General features: G+C 75.5%; 22 protein-coding genes. 14 read left to right on the forward strand and 8 right to left on the reverse strand.

The window, feature by feature from the left end; translation table 11 throughout:
• Positions 1-356: 356 nt before the first annotated feature.
• A complete protein-coding gene (locus ACFUEL_RS08390) occupies positions 357-1,661 on the forward strand; it encodes a DUF6271 family protein (protein WP_380235264.1) in 1,305 nt (434 codons plus the stop codon).
• A complete protein-coding gene (locus ACFUEL_RS08395; RefSeq protein WP_380235265.1) occupies positions 1,658-2,161 on the forward strand; it encodes a GNAT family N-acetyltransferase in 504 nt (167 codons plus the stop codon). Before ACFUEL_RS08390 ends, ACFUEL_RS08395 begins: the two co-directional genes overlap by 4 nt.
• Before the next feature lie 70 nt (positions 2,162-2,231).
• On the opposite strand, the gene ACFUEL_RS08400 is transcribed toward ACFUEL_RS08395, so the two are convergent.
• From ACFUEL_RS08400 to ACFUEL_RS08415, 4 genes are read right to left on the reverse strand one after another with little or no spacing between them, the layout of a single operon-like run.
• Complete coding sequence (locus ACFUEL_RS08400) at positions 2,232-2,945, reverse strand: 4'-phosphopantetheinyl transferase family protein (protein ID WP_380235266.1); 714 nt, start codon at positions 2,943-2,945, stop codon at positions 2,232-2,234.
• Positions 2,942-3,754 (reverse strand): hypothetical protein, encoded by an 813-nt coding sequence (locus tag ACFUEL_RS08405; RefSeq protein WP_380235267.1) that lies wholly within the window; start codon positions 3,752-3,754, stop codon positions 2,942-2,944. The genes ACFUEL_RS08400 and ACFUEL_RS08405 overlap by 4 nt, the downstream gene beginning before the upstream one ends.
• Positions 3,755-3,757: 3 nt before the next feature.
• Positions 3,758-4,072: an acyl carrier protein gene (locus ACFUEL_RS08410; protein ID WP_380235268.1), complete on the reverse strand. Its 315-nt coding sequence runs from the start codon at positions 4,070-4,072 to the stop codon at positions 3,758-3,760.
• A 37-nt stretch (positions 4,073-4,109) separates the two neighbouring features.
• Positions 4,110-5,042 (reverse strand): 3-oxoacyl-[acyl-carrier-protein] synthase III C-terminal domain-containing protein, encoded by a 933-nt coding sequence (locus tag ACFUEL_RS08415; RefSeq protein ID WP_380235269.1) that lies wholly within the window; start codon positions 5,040-5,042, stop codon positions 4,110-4,112.
• Between the two features lie 99 nt (positions 5,043-5,141).
• Between ACFUEL_RS08415 and ACFUEL_RS08420 the strand changes: the two genes are divergently transcribed.
• The 4 genes from ACFUEL_RS08420 (at position 5,142) to ACFUEL_RS08435 (ending at position 8,447) form a co-directional block, all read left to right on the forward strand.
• Entirely contained in the window at positions 5,142-5,459 is a 318-nt protein-coding gene (locus ACFUEL_RS08420; protein WP_380235270.1) for a hypothetical protein, read from the forward strand.
• Positions 5,456-6,616 carry a glycosyltransferase gene (locus tag ACFUEL_RS08425; RefSeq protein WP_380235271.1) on the forward strand — a complete coding sequence of 387 codons (1,161 nt, stop codon included), beginning with the start codon at positions 5,456-5,458 and terminating at the stop codon, positions 6,614-6,616. Before ACFUEL_RS08420 ends, ACFUEL_RS08425 begins: the two co-directional genes overlap by 4 nt.
• An 88-nt stretch (positions 6,617-6,704) precedes the next feature.
• Positions 6,705-7,658, forward strand: a complete 954-nt coding sequence (locus ACFUEL_RS08430; RefSeq protein ID WP_380235272.1) for an ATP-binding cassette domain-containing protein — start codon at positions 6,705-6,707, stop codon at positions 7,656-7,658.
• Positions 7,659-7,682: 24 nt separating this feature from the next.
• On the forward strand, positions 7,683-8,447 hold the full coding sequence (locus tag ACFUEL_RS08435; protein ID WP_380235273.1) for an ABC transporter permease: 765 nt from the start codon (positions 7,683-7,685) through the stop codon (positions 8,445-8,447).
• A 57-nt stretch (positions 8,448-8,504) separates the two neighbouring features.
• Here ACFUEL_RS08435 and ACFUEL_RS08440 read toward each other — a convergent pair whose 3' ends face one another.
• From ACFUEL_RS08440 to ACFUEL_RS08455, 4 genes are all read right to left on the reverse strand, one after another.
• Positions 8,505-9,821, reverse strand: a complete 1,317-nt coding sequence (locus ACFUEL_RS08440) for a PLP-dependent aminotransferase family protein (protein ID WP_380235274.1) — start codon at positions 9,819-9,821, stop codon at positions 8,505-8,507.
• Positions 9,818-10,756 (reverse strand): alpha/beta hydrolase, encoded by a 939-nt coding sequence (locus tag ACFUEL_RS08445; protein ID WP_380235275.1) that lies wholly within the window; start codon positions 10,754-10,756, stop codon positions 9,818-9,820. Before ACFUEL_RS08445 ends, ACFUEL_RS08440 begins: the two co-directional genes overlap by 4 nt.
• Positions 10,756-11,637, reverse strand: coding sequence for a class I SAM-dependent methyltransferase (locus ACFUEL_RS08450; RefSeq protein ID WP_380235276.1), 882 nt, complete (start codon positions 11,635-11,637; stop codon positions 10,756-10,758). Before ACFUEL_RS08450 ends, ACFUEL_RS08445 begins: the two co-directional genes overlap by 1 nt.
• Before the next feature lie 69 nt (positions 11,638-11,706).
• On the reverse strand, positions 11,707-12,813 hold the full coding sequence (locus ACFUEL_RS08455; RefSeq protein ID WP_380235277.1) for an alpha-hydroxy acid oxidase: 1,107 nt from the start codon (positions 12,811-12,813) through the stop codon (positions 11,707-11,709).
• Between the two features lie 188 nt (positions 12,814-13,001).
• On the opposite strand from ACFUEL_RS08455, the gene ACFUEL_RS08460 reads away from it, so the two are divergent.
• The 8 genes from ACFUEL_RS08460 (at position 13,002) to ACFUEL_RS08495 (ending at position 20,929) form a co-directional block, all read left to right on the forward strand.
• Complete coding sequence (locus ACFUEL_RS08460; protein ID WP_380235279.1) at positions 13,002-14,408, forward strand: class I adenylate-forming enzyme family protein; 1,407 nt, start codon at positions 13,002-13,004, stop codon at positions 14,406-14,408.
• A 139-nt stretch (positions 14,409-14,547) separates the two neighbouring features.
• The gene (locus ACFUEL_RS08465) at positions 14,548-14,817 is read left to right on the forward strand and encodes an acyl carrier protein (RefSeq protein WP_380235280.1); all 270 of its coding nucleotides are present in this window, start codon (positions 14,548-14,550) and stop codon (positions 14,815-14,817) included.
• Positions 14,814-15,116: an acyl carrier protein gene (locus ACFUEL_RS08470; protein WP_380235281.1), complete on the forward strand. Its 303-nt coding sequence runs from the start codon at positions 14,814-14,816 to the stop codon at positions 15,114-15,116. Before ACFUEL_RS08465 ends, ACFUEL_RS08470 begins: the two co-directional genes overlap by 4 nt.
• A complete protein-coding gene (locus ACFUEL_RS08475) occupies positions 15,113-16,225 on the forward strand; it encodes a beta-ketoacyl synthase N-terminal-like domain-containing protein (protein WP_380235282.1) in 1,113 nt (370 codons plus the stop codon). Before ACFUEL_RS08470 ends, ACFUEL_RS08475 begins: the two co-directional genes overlap by 4 nt.
• 124 nt (positions 16,226-16,349) lie before the next feature.
• Positions 16,350-16,931, forward strand: a complete 582-nt coding sequence (locus ACFUEL_RS08480) for a hypothetical protein (RefSeq protein ID WP_380235283.1) — start codon at positions 16,350-16,352, stop codon at positions 16,929-16,931.
• Positions 16,932-17,028: 97 nt separating this feature from the next.
• Positions 17,029-18,666 (forward strand): class I adenylate-forming enzyme family protein, encoded by a 1,638-nt coding sequence (locus ACFUEL_RS08485; RefSeq protein ID WP_380235284.1) that lies wholly within the window; start codon positions 17,029-17,031, stop codon positions 18,664-18,666.
• Positions 18,663-19,931 (forward strand): beta-ketoacyl-[acyl-carrier-protein] synthase family protein, encoded by a 1,269-nt coding sequence (locus tag ACFUEL_RS08490; RefSeq protein ID WP_380235285.1) that lies wholly within the window; start codon positions 18,663-18,665, stop codon positions 19,929-19,931. Before ACFUEL_RS08485 ends, ACFUEL_RS08490 begins: the two co-directional genes overlap by 4 nt.
• Entirely contained in the window at positions 19,928-20,929 is a 1,002-nt protein-coding gene (locus ACFUEL_RS08495) for a VOC family protein (protein ID WP_380235286.1), read from the forward strand. Before ACFUEL_RS08490 ends, ACFUEL_RS08495 begins: the two co-directional genes overlap by 4 nt.
• The last annotated feature ends 5 nt before the right edge of the window (positions 20,930-20,934 follow it).

The raw sequence follows: 20,934 nt of genomic DNA on the forward strand, positions 1-20,934 counted from the left end.
GAATAGGCGTTCGGGGGTTGATTCGCCGGGCCGGGTTCCGGCCCGGCGGAGTTCGGGGGCGGGAAGTCGTTCCGCCGGGGCCCTGGCGATTCCCGGCCCGGATTCCGGCCGCCCGTTCCCCGTTCACCCGCGGGGTGCCGGAGCGTCTCCGGCCCGCCGCGCGCCGGGCCCCGCCGGGCAGCGGGCGCTGCCCCATCGGGCAGTGTCGGCGGACGGCGGGGACGGGGCGGGGCCCGCGCGTTGACCGCCCCTTCCGGGCTGGTCCACCGTGAGGGGACCGGGGCGGCCCTCCTCGCGCTCACGCGACCGCCGAGCGCCGCGGCGAACCCGACGATCGGACGGAGAACCTTCCCACCATGCAACGAGTCTGCCTCGCCCTGCCCACCATGCGGGCCTGCCCCGGCACCATCGTGGACCTCGCCGAGGAGGCGGCCTACGCCGTCGAGACCTTCGGGGCCGAGGTCCACCTCCTCGTCCTGGACACCACCGCGGGCGCCGAGTTCGCGAAGAACGCGGACGCCGTGGCCTCGCTGGCCCCGGCCCCCGGCGTGTTCGTCCACCACCTGGGCAACGAGGCGCAGCGCACGTTCTTCCTCGACGTGGCGCGGCGCTCCGGCGGCGCCGACCCGGAGCTGCTGCTCGACCTGATGCTGCCGCAGGACGTCGCGTACGGCTCCTGCGTCAACCGGGTCTTCCTGGGCGCGGCCGCCCTCGGCTGCACCTCGGCGCACCTGCGCAACGACGACTTCGACTACCGGGTGGTCGACGGCGCGAAGATGTTCCCGATCCACCACGAGCTGCTGTCGCTGGGCAGGCCGGCCGGCGAGGCGGTGGCCGGGGTGGCCCGCTCCGAGCTCGACCCGGCGGACGCGGACAAGCCGGTGATGCTGGTCAGCGCCGCCTTCATGGGCGAACTCAACGTGGACATCGGCGAGATCGACGAGCTGGACCCGGAGGTCTACCGGGACCTGGTGCGGCTGTGGACGCCGCGGGTGTGGACCCGCGAGCAGCAGGACGCGATGGTCGACGTCTCCTTCAAGGGCGCCCCGGAGGAGAGCTTCGACCCGGACGACTCGGTGCTCGGCGTGCCGGACATCTGGGACGTCTACATGTGCAACGTCGCCATCGACCACCGGGGTTACGAGGTGCTGCCGCTGGTGCCCTCGCTGCGCACGATCGGCGCCGACTACGCGCTGCTGCACGCCCTGGTGCACGCCAAGCTGCCCGCCGTGATCCACAGGCGGCACATCGTCAACTACTACACGCCCGAGCGCCGGATCGGCGCCGGCTTCGTCTCGTACCAGCTGCGCTTCGTGAAGATGCTGCTCTCGATGCTGTACCTGTACCCGGTCTACGGTCAGATGATCGACCTGGGCACCGGGCTGCTGGACGAGCGGCACGAGCTGCGGGTGGAGCCGGTCCTCGGCCTGGTGCGCAGCACCTTCGACCTGGAGCGGGACACCAACGAGACCTGCCTGGACGAGGTGGACCGCCTCTACCGCAAGCTGGGCGGCAAGTACGCCGAGCTGGCGGACGTGGTGGCCGGGCAGCGGCAGCAGCTGCTGGACGAGGCCCGGGAGGACGCCGTGCGCTGGGCGGTGCTGATCGAGAACTGGGCGCCGATGGTGGCCGCCGCCCGCGAGCGGGGGCTCGCCGGGTGAGCGGGGAGTTCCTGATCCGGCAGCTGGCCGACGGGGACTGGGACGCCGTGGTCGCGCTGGAGCACGACGCGTACGCGGCCGACGGCCTCTCCGAGGGGCGGGCGGCGCTGGAGTCCCGGGTCGCCTGCTCGCCGGGGACGTGCTTCGTGCTGGAGGAGCGCGACACCGGCGCCGTCCGCGGCTACCTGCTGAGCCTGCCGTACCCGCCGCTGCGCTGCCCGGACCTCGCGGTGGCGGAGGCCGGGGCGTTCGAGTCGGACAACCTGCACGTGCACGACCTGGTGCTGGCCGAGGAGCTGCGCGGCCGGGAGCTGGCCGCGCGGCTGATGGAGCACGTGCAGGCGCGGGCGGCGGAGGGGGGCTTCGCGCAGGTCTCGATGGTCGCGGTGCGCGGCTCCGACATCCTGCTGCGCTTCTACGGCTACCGCGCGCACCGGGAGGTGGCCGTGCCCGCGTCCTACGGGCGGCGGGCGGTCTACATGTCGCGGCCGGTGGGCTGACCGCCCCGGCGCTCCGGGCCCGGCCGGGTGGGTACCGGTCGGGCCCGACGTGCTTGCCGCGCACGGGAGTTCAGGGCTGCCAGGTGCGGTGGCGGACGGTGAAGGGGCGGTCCGCGTCGGCGGCGACCGCCGCGCGGAACGGGCCCGCCACCGGGACGTCGGACAGCCGGAGCGGGCCGGGGCCGAGCGGGGCCGCGTCGGCCAGCCGCAGCGGGGAGGGGCCGGCCAGCGGGAGGCCGAGGCCCTGGGCGAGCCGTCCGCCGTGCACCTTGACGCACGCCTCGCGGCGGCACCACAGGCGGGTGAACCGGTCGGCGCCGTCGGCGGGGGTCGGCGCGTCCAGGACGAGGGCCGCGTCGGCGGGCGGGAAGTACCGGCGGGCGATCCGCGCGCCGACGCCGGGCCGGGCGAGCCGCTCGACGTCCGCGCCGACCCGGCGCCCGACGGCGAGGGCCAGCAGCGCGAGCGCCCCCGAACCGGACCAGTTGACCTGCAGCGGTTCGGCGGCAGGGGGAAGGACGGGTTCGGGCTTGCCGTGCGGGCCGTAGTGCCACACCAGGTCGGCGGGCGCGGCGCCGAGCCGTGCGGCGACCAGCAGCCGGACGGCGCCCCGGGCCACCGCGAACCGGCCGCCCCCGGCCGGGTCGCGGGCGCGGTCGGCGCGCTGCCGCTCCTCGGCGTCGAGCAGGCCGTACAGGCGGCGCACGACGTCCGGGGGCTGGTCGGTGGGGATGCTCCAGACGTCGATGACGTCGGCGACGTCAGTGGCAGCGGGGCCGTTCACGGCAGGGTCAGGGTGCTGAGCCGGCCCAGGTGGCGGTCGTGGTCGGCGACCAGCAGCGGGCCGCGGTGCCCGGGGAGGCGGTCGGCGAGCAGGCTCCAGACGCCGGTGAACGGCTGTCCGGGGCGGGCCGCTTCGGCGCCGTCGGGGTCATCGTGGGCGGCCAGCCCGGCGGAGAGCAGCAGTCCGGCGTCCGGGCCGAGCCGGCGGTGCTCGTCGAGGGCGGCGCGCCGTGCTGCGGCGCCGTCCGGCCGGTCCTGCTGCCGGATCCGCATTCCCTCGCCCGGGGCCTCCTCGCAGACCAGCACGACGGCGCGGTGCGCGGCGGGCAGTTCGACGGGCTCGGGGGTGTCGGGGAGCGCGTGGTGCAGGGCGCTCTGTTCGGCGAGCACGACCACGGCCCGCCGGCAGCCGCCGGTGCGGTGGTGGGCGGCGGCGAGGCGCAGCGCGGTGAAGGCGGTGGCGCTGCCCTGGTCGCAGACGGCGAAGGCGGTCGGCTGTCCGGGGCAGTGGCGGCTGAGCCGCAGCGAGCTGGGCGCGGCGGGCCGGACGTCCGGGGTGGAGAAGGCGAGGATCAGCAGGTCGGCGGGTTCGCCGTCGGGCAGGGCCCGTTCGAACAGGCCGGCGGCCATCTCCGCGTAGTCGTGCCCGGCGCCTTCGGCCAGCAGGTCCTCGCGCAGCGGCAGGCCGTACGGGCGGACCAGGTCGGCGGTGAAGGTGCGCAGGTCGGGGTGGAGCGCGGCCGCGGAGTGGCCGTCGGATCCGGCGGCGACCGCCCTGGTCACGCGCAGGCCGCGGGTCTGGGCGGGCATCGGTCAGTCCTCGTCGGCGTGGTGTCCGGCGACGTAGTCGGTGAGGCTGTCGACGGTGCGGAGGTCGTCGATGGAGAGGTGTTCGACGTCGACCTGGATGGCGAGCGTCTCCTCGATGTCCAGGACCAGTTCGACGATGCCGGAGGAGGTGAGGCCGTAGTCGTCGAAGAAGCAGGCGTTCGCGGGGACGTCGGCGAGGTCGACGCCCAGGACGCGCGGCAGGACGTCCTCGATGCCGCGCCGGATGCGCTCGCGCACCTCGGGGCCGGCCGGCGCGGGGGTGGTGGACTGGCTTGCGGGCGGGGCGGATTCAGGCATGGGTGGACCGTCCGGTGGTGGTTTCGAAGGGAAGGCGTCAGTGCTGGAGGACCATGGCCGCGAAGGTGGCGCCGATGCCGGCGGCGGCGATCAGGTAGTGGTCGCCGGGCCGGAGCGCGCCGCCGGTGGTGGCGGTGCGGAGGTTGACGAAGGCGTCCGCGGCGAAGCTGTGTCCGACCGCGGGCACGTTCTCCAGGACCACCCGTTCGACGGGGAAGCCGAGTTGGCGGCAGATCATCCGCCAGGACGCCTGGTTGACGTTGTGCGGGAGCAGCAGCGCGAGGTCGTCGAGTTCCAGGCCGGCCCGGTCGAGCGCGTCCTCGATGGTCCCGATCATGGTGGGCTGGTACTCCCGCTGGTAGCGGGCCATCAGTTCCGGGTCGTCGACCGGCCGGCCGTCGAACTCGGGGCGCTGGCGGACGGCGTAGGAGAGCACCCGGTCGCGGTCGCCGCCGGGGCTGACCAGGCAGGCCGTGGACGCCTCGGCGAAGATCGTGGTGCCGGGGAGGACCTGGGCGTCCCGGGTGAAGGTCTTCTCCCCCGCCACCACCAGGGCCAGCGCCGTCGGGTCGCCGTCGTCCGCGAGCAGCCGGCCGGCCAGGTCGACGGCCAGCAGCGAGGCGGCGCACGCCTGTTGGGTGACGGTGAACGCGTCGGCGTTGGTGAGGCCGAAGCGCTCCTTGAGCTGGTGCAGGGGGTTGAGCGGGTAGGGCGCGGCAACCGGGGTGCTGCGGGCGTGCAGCAGGTAGCGGACGCGGTGTTCGTTGCCGCGCAGTTCGGGCAGCGCCCGGACGGCGGCGTCCAGCAGGTCGAGCAGCGTCCCGTCCGGGTCCAGGCGCACCTGGTCCAGGCCGTGGAAGCGGCGGAAGAGTCGGAGTTGACGTGGGGTAAGGCCGATCCTGGCGCCCGCGTCCTCGATCGGTTCGAGTCGCGGGGGGAGGTGGACGGCCACTGCCTCCAGTGCGGTCACCCCGGTTAGTATTCCCACGCTCCGCGGGTCGCACAAGCGATCACCGCCCTGGAGCCCCCTCCCTCACCCCCGTTGCCGTCGAGCCGGTGGAGCCTTCCGATGACTGATTCCGCACATTCCTCCGTACACCGAGGAACCGCTTCCGACCTGGCCTCCGGGCCGCCCGCCGTCCTCGACCCGGGGCTGCTGGCCGCGCTGGCCGAGGCCGCCGACGCTCTGCCCGAATGGGCACAGTCGCTCGCCCCCGAGGACCGGCTCGACGGCGATCTCGCCCTGGACGAGAGCGAGTTCGCCGTGCTGGACGCGCTGCTGCGGGAGCGCTTCGGCGCCGACCTGGGCGCGCTGCGGGCCGGTCTGGACGTGGCCGGACTGGCCGCGCTGACCGTCGGCGACCTGGCGGGGCTGGTGCGCCGGTGAGCCGCTTCCTGCTGGTGGTGCCCCCGCTGGCCGGGCACGTCAACCCGGCCGCCGGGATCGCGGCCGAGCTGGCCGCGCGCGGCCACGAGGTGGCCTGGACCGGCACCGAGACGATGCTGCGGCCGCTGCTCGGGCCCGGCGCCCGGGTCTTCGGCACCGGCAACCGGATGTTCCGGGCGATGGGCGGCCACGGACTGGCCTCGCTGCGCTCGCTGTGGGAGGGCTTCGTCGTCCCGTACGCCAGGTTCACCCTGAAGCCGCTGGACGCGGTGGTGCGGGAGTTCCGGCCGGACGCGCTGCTGGTGGACCAGCACACCCCGGCGGGCGCGCTGGTCGCGCACCGGCACGGGCTGCCGTGGGCGACGCTGGCGCCGGGGGCGATGGAGCTGGGCCGCCCGTACCGGCACCTGCCGCGGGTGGAGGCGTGGACGGCGGGCCTGCTGGCGGGGCTGTGGGAGCGGGCCGGGCTGCCGGCCGGGGAGTTCACCGACCCGCGCTTCTCGCCGCACCTGGTGCTGGCCACCTCCGGGCGGGCGCTGCTCGGCGACCTGCCGCCGATGCCGCAGCTCGCCGCGGTGGGGCCGGTGCTGACGGCCCGTCCGGCGGATCCGGCGTTCCCGTGGGAGCGGTTGGCGGGCGGGCGGCGCACCGTGCTGGTCACCATGGGGACGATGTCGGACACCGTGGGCGCGGACTTCCTGCACCGCACCGCCGAGGCGCTGGCGCTGCTCGGCGGGGAGGGCGTCCGGGCGGTGGTCGCCTCGCCCCGGGGGGCACTGCCGGCTGCCCTTCCGGACTCCGTCACGGTGGTCGATCGGGCACCCGTGCTGGAGCTGCTGTCCGGCGGCCGGTTGGACGCGGTGCTCTGCCATGGTGGGATGAACACCGTGGTCGAGTCGCTGGCGCACGGTGTCCCCGTGCTGGCGGCGCCGATCCGCAACGACCAGCCGTTCGTGGCGCGGCGGGTCGTGGAGGCCGGGGCCGGCCTCCGCGTCCCGTTCGCCCGGGTCGGTCCGCCGGTGATCGCCGAGCGGCTGCGGCGGGTGCTCGACGAGCCCTCCCACCGGGCGGCCGCCGAGCTGATCGGTCGTCAACTGCTGTCCGGCGGCGGGGCTTCGGCCGCCGCCGACCGGATGGAGGCACTGGCCTCCCCCTGATACCGCCTCGCGTCCGCCGACCGCCGTCCCATGAGCGGTGGTCGGCGGGCGCAGGCCCTCGTACCCCTTCCCAGCCCGGGAGTTCTGGTTGATCAAGACCACGGGACTTCGCAAGTCCTATCCGTCCGGCAAGCACGGCCGCACCGTCGTCGACGCCGTCCGCGGCATCGATCTGGACGTCCGGGCAGGTGAGATCTTCGGCTTCCTCGGCCCCAACGGCGCCGGGAAGACCACCACGCTGCGGATGCTCGCCACGCTCATCCGCCCGGACGGCGGCGAGGCCCTGATCGCCGGCGCCGACCTGCTGGCCGACCCGGCCGCGGTCCGCCACCGGATCGGCTACGTCGCCCAGGGCGGCGGCACCGCCGACGCGGTCACCGGGCGGGAGGAACTGGTCATGCAGGCCCGGATGTACGGCGCCCGCAAGGCCGAGGCCCTGCGACGGGCCGCGGACGCCCTCGAGGCGTTCGGCCTGACCGAGTTCGCCGACCGCCACTGCAGCACCTACTCCGGCGGCCAGCGCCGCCGGGTGGACATCGCCCTCGGGGTGATCCACTCCCCCGCGGTGCTGTTCCTGGACGAGCCGACGGTGGGCCTCGACCCGGCCAGCCGCGGCCAGGTGTGGGCCGAGATCGAGCGGCTGCGCGCCGGGGGCATGACGGTGGTGGTCACCACCCACTACCTGGACGAGGCCGACGCGCTCTGCGACCGGGTCGCCATCGTCGACCACGGGGAGATCGTCGTCGAGGGCACGCCCGAGGCGCTCAAGCGCGAGATCTCCGGCGACGTCGTGCTGCTCGGCCTCGCCGCCGAGCAGGGCGAGCCCGCCGCCGACGCCCTGCGCGGCCAGCCGTACCTGCACCGGCTGGAGCCGGGCGAGGACGGCCTGCGGCTCTACCTGGACGACGGCGCGGCGGCGGTCCCGCAACTGCTGAACGCCCTGAACGGGGCCGGCATCGTCCCCGGGACGGTGCAGCTCCAGCGGCCGAGCCTGGACGACGTGTTCCTGGCCCGCACCGGCCGCTCCATCGAACAGTCCTGACGAGAAAGCCCTGGAGTCCCTTCCGTGAAGCTCGCCCGTGACACCTGGCTGGTCTTCCAGCGGCAAGTACTGCTGATGTGGCGCACCCCGATCTGGATCGTCATCGGCATCACCCAGCCGGTCTTCTACCTGCTGCTGTTCGCCCCGCTGCTGAAGAAGGTGCTCGCGCCCATGGGCGCCACCAGCTACGCCGAGGCGTACCAGATCTACGTCCCCGGCCTGCTGGCGGTGCTCTGCATCTTCGGCGGCCTCTACACCGGGTTCAGCCTGCTCGGCGAGCTGAAGGCCGGCATCATCGAGCGCTCCCGGGTGACCCCGGTCAGCCGGCTCGCCCTGCTGCTGGGCCGGGCGCTGCGCGAGACGCTCGGCCTGCTCGTCCAGGCGGTCATCATCACGCTGGTCGCGCTGCCGTTCGGCCTGCGGGTCGACCTGCCGAGCCTGCTGCTGGCGTACGTGCTGCTCGGCCTGCTGGCCCTGATGACCTCGGCCGTCTCGTACGGGATCGCCCTGGCGCTGCCCAACGACGCCGCGATGGCGCCGGTGGTGAACACCATCGCCCAGCCGATCGGCCTGCTCTCCGGCGTGCTGCTGCCGCTGGCGCTGGCGCCGGTGTGGCTGCAGACGGTGGCGAAGTGGAACCCCTTCTACTGGGCGGTGGAGGGCATGCGGGCGCTGTTCTCCGGGCACCCCGGGGACAGCGTGGTCTGGCAGGGGCTGCTGATCGTCGCGGTGCTGACGACCGCGGCGATCGCCTACTCGGCCCGGCTGTTCTCGACCCGGATCCGGTAGTCCGGTAGTCCTGCGCACGTGGGGGGAGGGGCCGCGGCCCCTCCCCCCGCGTCGTGCTCAGCGCGCGGCGGCCCGGACGAAGGCGGCCAGCCGGGCCACGCCCTCCTCGATCTGCCGCCCGTCCAGCGCGCTGATCGACAGCCGCAGCCGGTGCTCGCCGCCGCCCGCCGGGTAGAACGGGGCCATCGGCGTCCAGAGCACCCCGTGCTCGCGGGCGCAGCGCTCCATCGCCGCCCCGTCGGCGGTGAACGGCACCCGGAGCACGGCGAAGAAGCCGCCCTCCGGCTCGTTCCAGGACACCCCGAGCCGCTCCCGTTCGGCGGCCGGGAAGTGCCGCTCCAACTCCCGCAGCAGGACGGCCAGGTTGGCCGCGTAGTGGGCGCGCGCCGGGGCGTTGGCGGTGCGCAGCCGGCAGCCGTGGCGCAGCAGCATGCCGCCGATCACGGCCTGGCTGAGCGCCGGGGTGTTGACCGTCGTCATGCTCTTGAGCTTGGCGAGCTCGTCGGCGAGCAGGGTGGTGCGGCCGTCGGGGGCGGCCACCCGCTGGTCGGCGACGACGTAGCCGAGCCGGGCGCCGGGGAAGCAGGTCTTGGCGAACGAGCCGAGGTGGACCACCTGCCCGCGCTTCCCGTCCAGCGCCTTCAGGGTGGGGCGTTCGCCCTCCTGGCGGCTGAAGAAGCCGTACGGGTTGTCCTCGATCACCAGCAGCCCCTCCTCGGCCGCCACCGCCAGCAGCCCGGTCCGGGCCGCCGGCGGCATGCTGGTGCCGGACGGGTTGGCGAAGTCGGGGACGACGTTGAGCGCGCGCGGGCGGCGGCCGGCGGCCCGGACGGCGCGGGCCTCCGCGCTCACCGCCTCCGGGTCCGGGCCGCCGGCGGGCCCCTCCGGGACGGGGACGGTCGCCAGGTCGAGCAGCCGGGCGGCGCCGGTGACGCCCACGTAGCAGGGCGAGCTGACCAGCAGCACGTCCTCTGGCGTGGCGCACAGCGCGCGCAGCACCAGCAGCATGCCCTCCTGGGCGCCGACGGTGAGCACCAGCGCCTCGGGGGCGACGTCCAGGCCCTCGTCGTTGGCGAGGGTGCGGGCGACCAGGTCGGCGATGATGCCCTTGGTCGGCCCGTACTGGAACAGCGCGGTGCGCACGGCGCCGGCGCTCAGGCCGCGCTCCTCGCGCAGGTGGCGCAGGTAGGTGTCCAGGTCGGCGTGGACGTCCTCGGGTTCGAAGGAGCCCTCGTACGGGCGGCCGGGGGCGAAGGAGAGCGCGTCCGGGTAGCGCTCGGTGACCTCGTTGAGGAAGGTCATCGCGTCCAGCAGCGGGTCGGCGAGGCCGGCGTGCAGGTCGCCCAGCGGGATGGTGGTGGCGGTGGTCGTCATCGGAGGGCCTCGCGCAGTCGGTCGGCGGCGAAGAGTTGGGCGGCGCGGCCGTCGTCGAGGACGCCGGGCATCGCGAAGAAGCCGTGCGGCATGCCGTCCCAGCGGCGCAGTTCGACGGGTACCCCGGCGGCGCGCAGGGCTTCGGCGTACTGCTCGCCCTGCTCGCGCAGCGGGTCGTACTCGGCGGTGATCACGGTGGCGGGCGGCAGGCCGGCCAGCGAGGGGGCGCGCAGCGGGGAGGCCAGCGGGTTCGCGCCGTCGGCCGGATCGGCCAGGTAGTGCGACCAGTACCAGGCCACCGAGTGCCGGTTGAACAGCGCCGGGTCCTCGTCCGCGCCGGGGGGCGGGAGGCGGTGGTCGGTGTTGGGGTAGACCAGCAGCTGGTGCCGGATCGCGGGGCCGCCGCGCTCGCGGGCCAGCAGGGTGAGCGCGGCCGCCAGGTTCCCGCCCGCGCTGTCGCCGCCGACCGCGATCCGGCCTGGGTCGAGGCCCAGCTGCGGTGCGTGGCGGGCGATCCAGTCCAGGGCGGCCCAGCAGTCGTGGACGGCGGCGGGGAAGCGGTGCTCGGGGGCGTGCCGGTAGCCGACGGCAAGCACGTCGGCGCGGGTGGCGTTGGCCAGCGCGCGGCAGATCGCGTCGCCGGTCTCCAGCGAGCCGAGCACCCAGCCGCCGCCGTACAGGTAGAGCAGGGCGGGGCCGGGCGGGTCGGTCCCGGCGCGGGGTTCGGGCCGGTAGTGGCGCAGGGTGAGCGGGCCGCCGGGGCCGTCGACGGTGAACTCCTCGACCGCGCCGACGGGTTCCGGGTTCCCGGTGGCCGCGCGGATGTCGGCGAGGTCGGCGGCTCGGGCCTCGGCGAGGGTGCGGGTGTACAGCGGCGGGGTGCCGGCGGCGGCGCGGCGGGCGCGCACCGCCTCAGCCTGGGGGTGCAGCGGCATCAGTGCGCCCCTCCGGCGGGGGCGGGGCCTGCGGCGGCGGCAGGGCCTCCGGGGGCGGCCGGGCCGCCGGGGGCGACGGCCTCCAGGTAGATCGACTCGTCCTTGCGGAAGGCGGTGTCCAGGTCCGCGACGTCGGGCCGGGCGCCGCGCTGGAACTCCTGCCGGGTGACGGCGAACCCGTCGTACCCGGCGCGGTCCAGGACGTGGCGCAGCTCGGCCTCGTCGTAGATCCAGCGGTGGCCGAAGTGGTAGAAGATCTGGTTCAGCATGAAGGCCCGGCGTTCGGGCATCGGCGGGCCGACCCGCATGGTGCGCAGGCGGCGGCGGTGGCGGCGGAAGAACTGCTCGCGGTCGTCGAGGTAGCCGGCGACGTACGCGGCCAGGTCGGGGGTGGTGAGGCGGAGCAGGCCGCCGGGGCGCAGCACCCGGCGCACCTCGGCGAGCCAGAACACGGCGGTGCCGAGCGGGACGTGCTCGATCAGGTGCTCGGCGTACACCCAGTCGACGCTGTGGTCGGCGAACGGGAGCGGCTCGGTGATGTCGAGGCTGGTGTACAGGCTGCCGCCGTCGATCCGGTAGACCGGGCCGGGGCGAGTGGCGTCGGTGCCGTTGTGCAGGCCGACCAGGTCGGTGCCGAGGCCCTGCGGGTGGCGGGTGCGGAACGCGGCGAACTCGATGCCGGTGACCCCGAGTTCCTGGAACTCCCGGTGGGTGCGCGGCACTTCGGGGCGGACCCGTTCGATCGTGGTGCACCGGGCGAGGTCCTCGGTGAAGGCGTCGGTGCGGGCGGTGAGGCCCTCGGGGTCCTCCCAGTCCCAGTCCGCGAACAGTTCGGGGGCGGGTCCGGCGGGGGGTCCGGCGGGGGGTTCGGTGGTCGTCACGCAGGTCCTTCCGTTCTCTTTGTCGGTGCTCCGTCATGAGCCCCTATATATAAGGAGAGGGACGCGCACTCAGGGGTGGGTCCGCGCCGCCGGCGGCCGGGGCGCGAGGGCGCCGCGGTCGAGGTCCGCGAGGGTGGGGCGGCCGGACAGCACCATGGTGTCCAGCAACTCCTCGCGCAGCAGGTCGAACACCGCCCGGACGCCGTCCGCGCCACCGTGCGCCAGGCCCCACAGCACGGGCCGGCCGATCAGCGCGGCGCGGGCGCCGAGCGCGAGCGCCCTGGCCAGGTCGGCGCCGTGCCGCAGGCCGCCGTCGACCAGCACGGGCAGGTCGGCGGGGACGGCGTCCACCACCTCGGCCAGCGCGTCCGGCGCGGGCGGGGTGCCGTCGAGCTGGCGGCCGCCGTGGTTGGAGACCACCAGGCCGTCCACGCCGTGCTCGACGGCGAGTTCCGCGTCCTCGGCGGTGAGCACGCCCTTGAGCAGCAGCGGCAGCGCGGTGCGGCGGCGCAGCCAGGCCAGGTCGGCCCAGGTGACGGCCGGGTCGAACTGCTGCCGGGAGTGCTCCTCGATGCCGGAGCGGCCCGGTTCGGCGTGCGAGGCGCCGCTGGTGAGCCGGGGCGCCAGGTTGGCGGCGGTCATGCCGGGCGGCAGCGCGAAGGCGTTGCGCAGGTCGCGCAGCCGGCGGCCGACCTTGGGCGCGTCGACGGTGAGCACCAGCGCCCGGTACCCGGCCGCCTCGGCCCGCGCGACCAGGGCGGCCAGCGCCTCGCGCTCGCGCAGCCAGTACAGCTGGAGCCAGTGCGTCCCGTCCGGCGCGGCCCCGGCGACCTGCTCCAGGGTGCGCCCGGCGAAGATGCTGGTGACCAGCAGCGCGCCGGCCCCGGCGGCGCCCCGGGCGGTGGCGCACTCCGCGTCGGGGTGGGCCAGGCCGTGGTAGGCCATCGGGGCGACGCCGTACGGGGCGGCCAGCCGGGCGCCGAACAGCTCGGTGGCGCAGTCGGGGGCCGAGACGTCGACCAGGACGCGCGGGCGCAGCAGGTAGCGGCGCCAGGCGTCCGGGTTGGCGCGGGCGGTCCACTCGGCGCCGGCCGCGCCCTCGAAGAAGTCCCAGACCGCGGCGGGCAGTCGGGCCCGGGCCAGCGCGCCGTGCTCCGCCAGGGTGAGCGGAACCATCGCGTCCGAACCTCCTGATGATCCGTCAACTGGGTGGAAAACGAGGGACAGCGTAGGGGTCGACCGGCCACTGGTATAGACCTTGACCCTTGATGCGCTCCCGTGCGAAGGTCGGCACCGACGGGGGATCCACACTGAAGCATCACAACTTCCGACCTTTGCTTCCCACACGAGCGCGTGGAGTTGCGTTGACGCTTACCCCAACCCCGGTGCGCGGCGGCACGGTTGCCGCGAGCTGGGTGGACGAGCAGTTACTCGCCGGACCGGACGGCGAACCGTGCCTGCGCTTCGGCGCTCCGGTGGCCAGGGGCACCTTGCGGGCCCTGGTGGCCGAACGGCAGCGGCAGTTGGCCGCCGCCGGCCTCGGCGAGCACGGGACGGTGGCATTGCGGATGCCGCCGTCCGCGGAGTTCGTCGCGGTCCTGCTGGCCGCGTGGCGCTCCGGCGCACAGGCGGTCCTGCTGGACCACCGGCTGACCACCGTCGAGGTGGACCGCGCGGTGGACCGGCTGCACCCCCGGGTGCTGGTCGAACTTGCCGACGGGAGACCGAAGTTCACTTCGCTCCCGAACGGCACCGCGGCCGCCGGCGGGCATGCCCTGGTACAGCTCAGTTCGGGCTCGACCGGCCCGTCCAAGGTGATCGCCCGGACGGCCGCCGACCTGCTGCGCGAGCTCGACCGCTACGCGAGACTGCCGGAGTTCCCGACCCGCGGCGAGCGGACGGTGCTGCTGTCCTCGACGGTGCACGTGCTCGGCCTGGTCGGCGGGCTGCTGCACGCCCTGCACGCGGGCGTGGAGCTGGTGGTGCCGCCGCGGATGACCCCCGCGGGCATCCTGGCCGCCATCGCCGAGGGCACCGCCCCGACCACCGTGATCGGGGTGCCGTTCCACGCGGAGCTGCTGGCCGCGGCCGCCGCGCCACCCGAACTGCCGCAGCTGCGGCGGATGGTGGTGGCCGGCGAACTCGTCCGCCCGCAGCTGCCCGCGGCGTTCCGCGAACGCTTCGGGGTGCCGCTGGGCACCATGTACGGGATGACCGAGACCGGCGTGATCGCCACCGACCTGTCCGGGCGCAACCACCCGGCGGTCGAGCCCGTCCACGGGATGGAACTGTCCGTGGCCGGCGGCGAGTTGCACATCGCCCGGGAGGAGTCCCCGTACCTGGGCCCGACCGACCCGACCCGCTGGTCGGACGGTCTGCTGCACACCCGGGACGCCGCGCTGATCGAGGCCGGCACCGGCCTGGTGACCGTCCTCGGGCGGCGCGACTCGCAGATCTCCATCGGCGGCCTCAAGGTCGACCTCAACGAGGTCGAGCAGGCCCTCACCGGGCTCCCCGGTGTGGTCGAGGCCGTGGTGCTGTTCACCGACGGCGCGATCGAGGCGTACGCCGCGACCGCCGACGGTGCCACCTCCCCGCCCTCCGAACGGGGCGGCCCCGCCGAGCGGTTGCGCGACCTGCTCGGCGGGGAACTGGCGGGCTACAAGCTGCCCCGCCGACTGCACCTGCTGTCGCGGCTGCCCCGGACCGCCACCGGGAAGCTGCTGCGGGACGCCGCCGCCCTGCGCCGACAGGCCGACGCCGCCCGCTGATCCACCTCCCCCGCCCCTCCGGTGCGGTGCGCCCGGCCGGGTCGACGGCTCCAGACACCGTCCGCCCGTCCGCCGGTGCGCCCTGCCCGGAAACCCCCCTCCTTCCCCTTCCCCTCCCGATTGCGCTGGAGACCCGTCCATGCAGGAACAGATCCGCTCGTTCATCCTGACCACCCTGGCCTCGATGAACTACGACGTCTCGCACGTCACTTCGGAGACCGACCTCGGCCCGGCCGGCCTCGACCTGGAGTCGCTGGCGCTGGCCGACCTCGCGGTGCAGGTCGAGGAGAAGTTCGGCATCCGCTTCGAACTGGACGACATGGAGTCCACCGCACTGATGACCATCGACGAGTTCAGCGCCGAGGTCGCCGCCCGGATCGCCAAGTCCTCGGTGGGCACCGCCCGATGAGCACCGGCGCCAGAACCCGCTTCGGCCGCGCCGAGGCCCTGCAGATGCTGGCCCGCTACGGCGACCGCTCGCCCGAGCAGGTCGACGAGCACCTGGGCTCGCTGGAACTGACCTGGCTGATCGCCCAGGCCGAACAGGTCTACGGCGTGCAGCTCGACCTGGACGACGAACGGCTGGACGCCATCCGCACGGTGGACGACGCGGTGGCCGCGCTCGGCGCGCAGCTCGACGCCGCGACGACCGGTGCCGTGACGGCCGGTGGCGACGGCGGTACGGACGCGGGGGCCGCCGCACCATGACACCGACCGCGCTCCGGAGCGGCCCGCCGCGGCGCGCCGTCCTGGTCGGCGGGGTAGGGGTGCGCTCGGTGTTCGGCGCGGGGCTTGCGGCGCTCACCGCCGGCGTGCTCGCGGGGCGGCCCGCGTTCACCCCGGTGGAGCGTTTCGGCACCGCCGGGCACCGCGCCGACCGGGCCGCCACCGGCCCCGGCTCGCCCCGGCTGGCCGACCAGCTGGTCGCGGTGCTCGCCGAGGCGGGCGCGCTCTCCGACCCCGGTGAACCCCGACCCGCCGACGGACCGGAGGAGTTGCTGCTCGCCCTGCACGGCGACCGGCGGGCCGGACCGGTCGCCGCCGAGGTCGCCGAACGCACCGGGCTGCGCCCCAGGGTGTACACCGGCGCGTGCGTCGCGGCGTCCGGCGCGGTCGCCGACGCCGCCGCGCTGATCGCCTCCGGCCGCCGCGAACGCGTCCTGGTCGCGGCCGGGTACCTGGTCGAGCCGGACACCTTCGCGGTGTTCGACGCCGGGCGGGCGCTGGCCCCGGACGGCGCCGTGCGCCCGTTCAGCCTGGGGCGGCGGGGCATGCTGCTCGGCGACGCGGCGGTGGCCGTGGTCCTGGAGTCCGGGCCGGCCCTGCGCCGGCGCGGCGGCCGGGCGCTCGCCGAGATCGCCGGCTGGGCCAGGACCGGGGACGCCTTCCACGTCTGCCGGCCGCACCCCGACGGCACCGGCCTGGCCAGGGCGGTGCACGGCGCGCTGGCCCGGGCGGGCGCCGCACCGGCCGCGATCGGCTACGTCAACGCCAACGGCGCGGGCTCCAAGCTCGGCGACCTGGCCGAGGCGGCCGCACTGCGCAGCGTCTTCCCGTCCGGCACCCCGCCGGTCAGCTCCACCAAGTCCGTGCACGGCCACGCCCTGGAAGCCTCCGCGCTGCTCGAACTCGCCGCCACGATCGGCGCGTTGGGCGCCGGTGCGCTACCGGTCAACGCGGGCTGGCAGACTCCGGACCCGGACTGCCCGCTCGACCTGGTCCTCGACCGCACCCGCCCGGCCGCGCCCGGCCTGGCCCTGACCCTCAATGCCGCCTTCGGCGGTGCCAACACCGCGCTGCTGGTGGCCCCGGCCTGAGCCGCACTCGGCCGTCAACGCTCCTCTCCTACCGGCGAGTTGCCCCCTCGGAACGCCGCTCTCTGTCCGCTCCCTGCCCGTTTCCGCCCGGCCGTGCCCGGCCCGTCCCCCTGGTGGTTCCCGCATGACCGCCCCGACCTCCGTCCCCGTCCTCGTCACCGGCCCGCTGACCGCGGCACCGGCACCGATCGCGGACCCCGCCGTGGCGTCCCGCGTGCTGTCCGGGCCGCTGCGGGTGCTGGCCTCCGCCCGGTGGCCGGAGCGTCCGGGGGACGAACTGCCCGCCATCGCGGGCTTCGTGGAGTCCTCGTTCAGCCCGCTGGTGGCCGAGACCGCCGAGCGCTGCCTGCGCGCCCGTTACGGCCCGCCGCCGGCTGCCGGGGCGCCGCGTACCGCGCTGCTGCTGGCCAGCCCGAGCGGTGACACCGGCACCGCCGACGCGCTCGCCCGAGCCACCGCCACCGGCCGGCGGGTCGCCCCGCTGCTGTTCTTCCAGTCCAACCCGAACGCCGTCCTCGGCCACGTCGCCGCCCGCTGGCAGCTGGACGGCCCGGTGGTCGCGCTCGGCCCCGGATTCGACCGGGAGCGCGAACTGCACGAGCGGGCGGCCCTGTTGATCGAGGACGGCGACGCCGAACAGGTCCTGGTGGTGACCGCCGTCCAGGGCCCGCCCGACCACGCCACCGCCGTCCTGCTCGCCCCCTGAGCACCGTCCCCGCCCTCCGCCCCTCGGCGCACCGCGGCCCGCCGGGGACCCCCTCTCCCGCACCACGATTTCCCGCACCACGAGAAGAACGGGACCGATGAGCCTCCCCAGCCTGCGCGCCACGCTGTCCGCCGACAGCTCCGTCGGCGCCGGAAACGTCCTGACCACCCGGGTCGAGCAGGGCCTCGGCCCGGATTCGCCGACCCTGACCTTCGACACGCCCGTCGACGGCCACCCGGCGCACACCGCCCTGACGCTGCGCGCGCTCGACCGCGCGGTGCGGGCCCGGGCCGCCGCCCTGCACGCCCGCGGGGTGCGCCGCCGCGACCCGGTCGCCGTGCAGGCGTCCGCCGCGGCCGACCAGGTGCTGTGCTTCCTGGCGCTCAGCCGCCTCGGCGCGATCCCGGCCCTGCTCAACCCGGCGCTGGACGCGGACACCTCGGCCCGCTACCTGCGCCGGCTGAACGCGACCGGGCTGCTCGCCGACGCCGCGCACGCCGAGGCCCTCGCCGGCCTGGACCTCGGCATGCCGCTGCTCGCCGACACCGCCGAACTCGCCGACGGGGAACCGGAGTCGGCGCCCACCCCGTACCGGCACTGGCCCACCGACCCGGTGGCGATCACCCACTCGTCCGGCACCACCGGCCTGCCCAAGGCGGTGCTGCACTCGCACGCCAGCCTGTACGCGGCGATCCGGCACCGCCTGCTGCTGCCGCGCCCGCAGGGCATCGACCGGGTGCTCAGCGCGCTGCCGGCCGCGCACGCCGCGACGCTGATCGCGGTCAACCTGGCGCTCAGCTTCGACGCCGAACTGCACCTGATCTCGCAGCAGACCGGCCCGGCCGTGCTGGAGGCGATCGAGAACTGGCGGCCGCAGGGCGTGTACGGTTTCGCCACCACCTGGGCCGACCTGGCCCGGCAGGACCTCGCGGCCCGCGACCTGTCCTCGGTGGGCCTGTGGTGGAACACCGGGGACTGCGCGCACGAGGCGCACATCAGGCGCCTGGTCGCGCAGGGGTCCCGGGTGACCGCCACCCGGGAGGGCCGGGTGCGCACCGCCGGGTCGGTGTTCATCGACGGCCTGGGCTCCTCCGAGATGGGCCACTCGCACTTCCACATCACCCACACCGTCGACACCGAGCGCTACGGCCGCTGCGTGGGCCGTCCGCACGCCTTCGTCGACTGCGCGGTCCTCGACCCGGACGGCAACGAGCTCGGTCCGGGCGAGGTCGGCGAGCTGGGCACCCGCTCCCCCACCCTGTCTCCCGGCTACTGGAACGACTCGGTCACCACCCACCGCACCCGGCTGCGGGACTACTTCCTCACCGGCGACCTGGTGTACCGCGACGAGGACGGCTACTACTACCACGTGGACCGCGTCGTCGACAGCGTCGACCTCGGCGACGGCCGCCGCCTGCACACCGCCGCCAGCGAGGAGCGCGTGCTGGCCGCCTGCCCGGACGTCCACGACTGCACCGTGGTCGCCTTCCGCGACGGCGGGCGGACCGTCGCGGACGTGCTGCTGCAGCTGGACCCGGCCGCCGGCCACTGCGCCGACCGCACCGCCGAGGTGCTGGCCGCGCTGGAGCCGCACGTCGCCGCCGTGGTCCGCGGCGTGCTGGCCGTCCCGGACGGGCGGATCCCGCTCGGGCCGACCGGCAAGGTCCGCAAGGTGCTGCTGCGCCGGCAGCACCTGGCCGAGCTCCGGGCCGCCACCGGAAGCGGGCCCCGATGAGCCCGGTCGCCGCGCAGGTCACCGGCATCGGCTGGGTGACGCCGCTGGGCCGCGCCGTCCCGGAGGCGTTCGCCGCCCTGGCGGCCGGCCGCTCCGGGCTGAGCGCCCCGCCGGACGGCCACCCGGCGGCCGGCTGGCTGCGGGTGGCGGGCATCTCCCCGCACGTTCCGGCCACCGAGGTGCTGCCGCCGACCGAGACCCGGGTCGCCGACCGCTACCTGCTGCTCGCCCTGGCCGCCGCCGCGGACGCGCTCGCCGACGCCGATCTGACGATCCGTGAGGACGCTGATCCGGAGCGGGTCGCGGTGGTGCTGGGTACCGGTGGCGGCGGGCTGGAGAGCTACGAGCAGCAGGCCGCCGGGCGGCGCGAGCGCGGCCGGGCCGCGGTCAGCCCGTACCTGCTGCCGGGCATGCTCTCCAACATGGCGGCGGCCCGGATCGCCATCGCGCACGGCATCCGCGGCTACAGCTCCGCCGTGATCACCGCCTGCGCGGCGGGCGCCCAGGCGATCGCCGAGGGCCTGCGGCTGATCCGCGGCGGCGAGGCGGACGTGGTGGTGTGCGGCGGCGCGGAGGCCCCGCTGCACCCGACGATCGCCGCTGCCTTCGACAACTCCCGTGCGCTGGCTGCCGGTTGGGACGATCCGGCGCAGGCGTCCCGGCCGTTCGACGCCCGCCGCAACGGCTTCGTGCTGGGCGAGGGCAGCGCCGTCCTGGTGCTGGAGAGCGCCGAGCACGCCGCGGCCCGCGGTGCGACCGGGTACGCGTCGCTGGCCGGCTGGGGCGCGGCCACCGACGCCCACCACCCGACCATGCCGCGTCCGGACGGCGCGGGCGCGGTCGCCGCGATGCGGGCCGCGCTGCGCTCGGCGGGCCTGGAGCCGTCCGCCGTGGACTACGTCAACGCCCACGGCACCGGCACCAAGCTGGGCGACCGGGCGGAGGCGGCGGCGCTGCGCGAGGTGTTCGGCGCGCACGACCCGTGGGTCAGCTCGACCAAGGGCGCCACCGGCCACCTGCTGGGCGCCTCGGGGGCGGTGGAGGCGGCGGTGTCGGCGCTGGCCGTCGCCGAGGGCCTGATCCCGCCCACCCGCAACCTCGAACAGCCGGACGGGGCCTGCGTGTTGCGGCACGTCCGCGGCGCGGCCGAGCACAGCGTCGTGCGCCACGCCCTGTCCAACTCGATCGCGTTCGGCGGCCACAACCTGAGCCTGCTGTTCGGGCCGCCGGACATCACGGCCAAGCACCTCGGAGGAACCTCATGACCGTGCCGGGCATCGCGTACACCGAACTGTACGTGGAGGACGCCCACAAGTACGCCGCGCGGCTGCGCGACGACTGGGGCTTCTCGTTGAGCGAGCCGGCCCGGACGGCGCCGGGCACCACCCAGGTGGTGGCGCACCAGGGGTCGGCCCGGGTGCTGGTGACCTCGGCGGTGGAGTCCGAGCACCAGGTCGCCGCCTGGGTGCGGCGGCACGGCGACGGCGTCGCGGTGATCGCGCTGCGGCACACCGACCGGGTCGCGGCGGCCGCGGCGGCCGAGCGGGCGCTGAACGCGGGCGGCGGCTGCCTGGACGGGGCGGGCACGGTCTCCGGCTTCGGCGACCTGGCGGTGCGCTTCACCGGCCCGGAGGACCTGCTGCCGGAGGGCGAACTGCCGGGCGAGGGCGCGCTGTTGTCGCTGGACCACGTGGCGGTGGTGGTGCCGGGCGGGCAGTTGGCCGGCTCGGTGGACTGGGCGGTGCGCGGGCTGGGCTTCCGGGAGGTGTTCCGGGAGTACGTGGAGGTCGGCGACCAGGCGATGGACTCCCGGGTGGTGCAGAGCCCGTGCGGGACGGTCACCTTCACCCTGCTGGAGCCGGACACCTCGCGGGCGGCCGGCCAGATCGACGGCTTCCTGGAGGCGCACGGCGGCGCGGGCGTCCAGCACCTGGCGTACGCGACCGGCTCGATCACCGCCGCGGTAAGGGAGCTGGCGGCGCGCGGGGTGGCGTTCCTGAGCACGCCGGGCGCCTACTACGAGGCGCTGGAGTCCCGGCTCGGCCCCACCGCCATCCCGGTGGCCGAACTGCGCGACACCCACGTGCTGGTGGACCGGGACCACGGCGGCGAGCTGTTCCAGATCTTCGCCCGCTCCACCCATCCGCGCCGCACCTTCTTCCTGGAGCTGGTGGAGCGGCGCGGCGCGGGCAGCTTCGGCACCGCGAACATCAAGGCCCTGTACGAGGCGGTGGAGCGCGAGCGCGCCACCGCGGACAGCTGAGCAGA

The organism is Kitasatospora sp. NPDC057198 (assembly GCF_042670125.1).
GTDB lineage: Bacteria > Actinomycetota > Actinomycetes > Streptomycetales > Streptomycetaceae > Kitasatospora.

What these genes read in the sequence shown, in the direction of transcription:
- ACFUEL_RS08390 (WP_380235264.1), top strand. Translation starts at nt 357, where the DNA reads ATGCAACGAGTCTGCCTCGCCCTGCCCACCATGCGGGCCTGCCCCGGC.
- ACFUEL_RS08405 (WP_380235267.1), bottom strand. Translation starts at nt 3,754, where the DNA reads ATGCCCGCCCAGACCCGCGGCCTGCGCGTGACCAGGGCGGTCGCCGCC.
- ACFUEL_RS08410 (WP_380235268.1), bottom strand. Translation starts at nt 4,072, where the DNA reads ATGCCTGAATCCGCCCCGCCCGCAAGCCAGTCCACCACCCCCGCGCCG.
- ACFUEL_RS08420 (WP_380235270.1), top strand. Translation starts at nt 5,142, where the DNA reads ATGACTGATTCCGCACATTCCTCCGTACACCGAGGAACCGCTTCCGAC.
- ACFUEL_RS08440 (WP_380235274.1), bottom strand. Translation starts at nt 9,821, where the DNA reads ATGACGACCACCGCCACCACCATCCCGCTGGGCGACCTGCACGCCGGC.
- ACFUEL_RS08445 (WP_380235275.1), bottom strand. Translation starts at nt 10,756, where the DNA reads ATGCCGCTGCACCCCCAGGCTGAGGCGGTGCGCGCCCGCCGCGCCGCC.
- ACFUEL_RS08455 (WP_380235277.1), bottom strand. Translation starts at nt 12,813, where the DNA reads ATGGTTCCGCTCACCCTGGCGGAGCACGGCGCGCTGGCCCGGGCCCGA.
- ACFUEL_RS08465 (WP_380235280.1), top strand. Translation starts at nt 14,548, where the DNA reads ATGCAGGAACAGATCCGCTCGTTCATCCTGACCACCCTGGCCTCGATG.
- ACFUEL_RS08470 (WP_380235281.1), top strand. Translation starts at nt 14,814, where the DNA reads ATGAGCACCGGCGCCAGAACCCGCTTCGGCCGCGCCGAGGCCCTGCAG.
- ACFUEL_RS08475 (WP_380235282.1), top strand. Translation starts at nt 15,113, where the DNA reads ATGACACCGACCGCGCTCCGGAGCGGCCCGCCGCGGCGCGCCGTCCTG.
- ACFUEL_RS08480 (WP_380235283.1), top strand. Translation starts at nt 16,350, where the DNA reads ATGACCGCCCCGACCTCCGTCCCCGTCCTCGTCACCGGCCCGCTGACC.
- ACFUEL_RS08485 (WP_380235284.1), top strand. Translation starts at nt 17,029, where the DNA reads ATGAGCCTCCCCAGCCTGCGCGCCACGCTGTCCGCCGACAGCTCCGTC.
- ACFUEL_RS08490 (WP_380235285.1), top strand. Translation starts at nt 18,663, where the DNA reads ATGAGCCCGGTCGCCGCGCAGGTCACCGGCATCGGCTGGGTGACGCCG.
- ACFUEL_RS08495 (WP_380235286.1), top strand. Translation starts at nt 19,928, where the DNA reads ATGACCGTGCCGGGCATCGCGTACACCGAACTGTACGTGGAGGACGCC.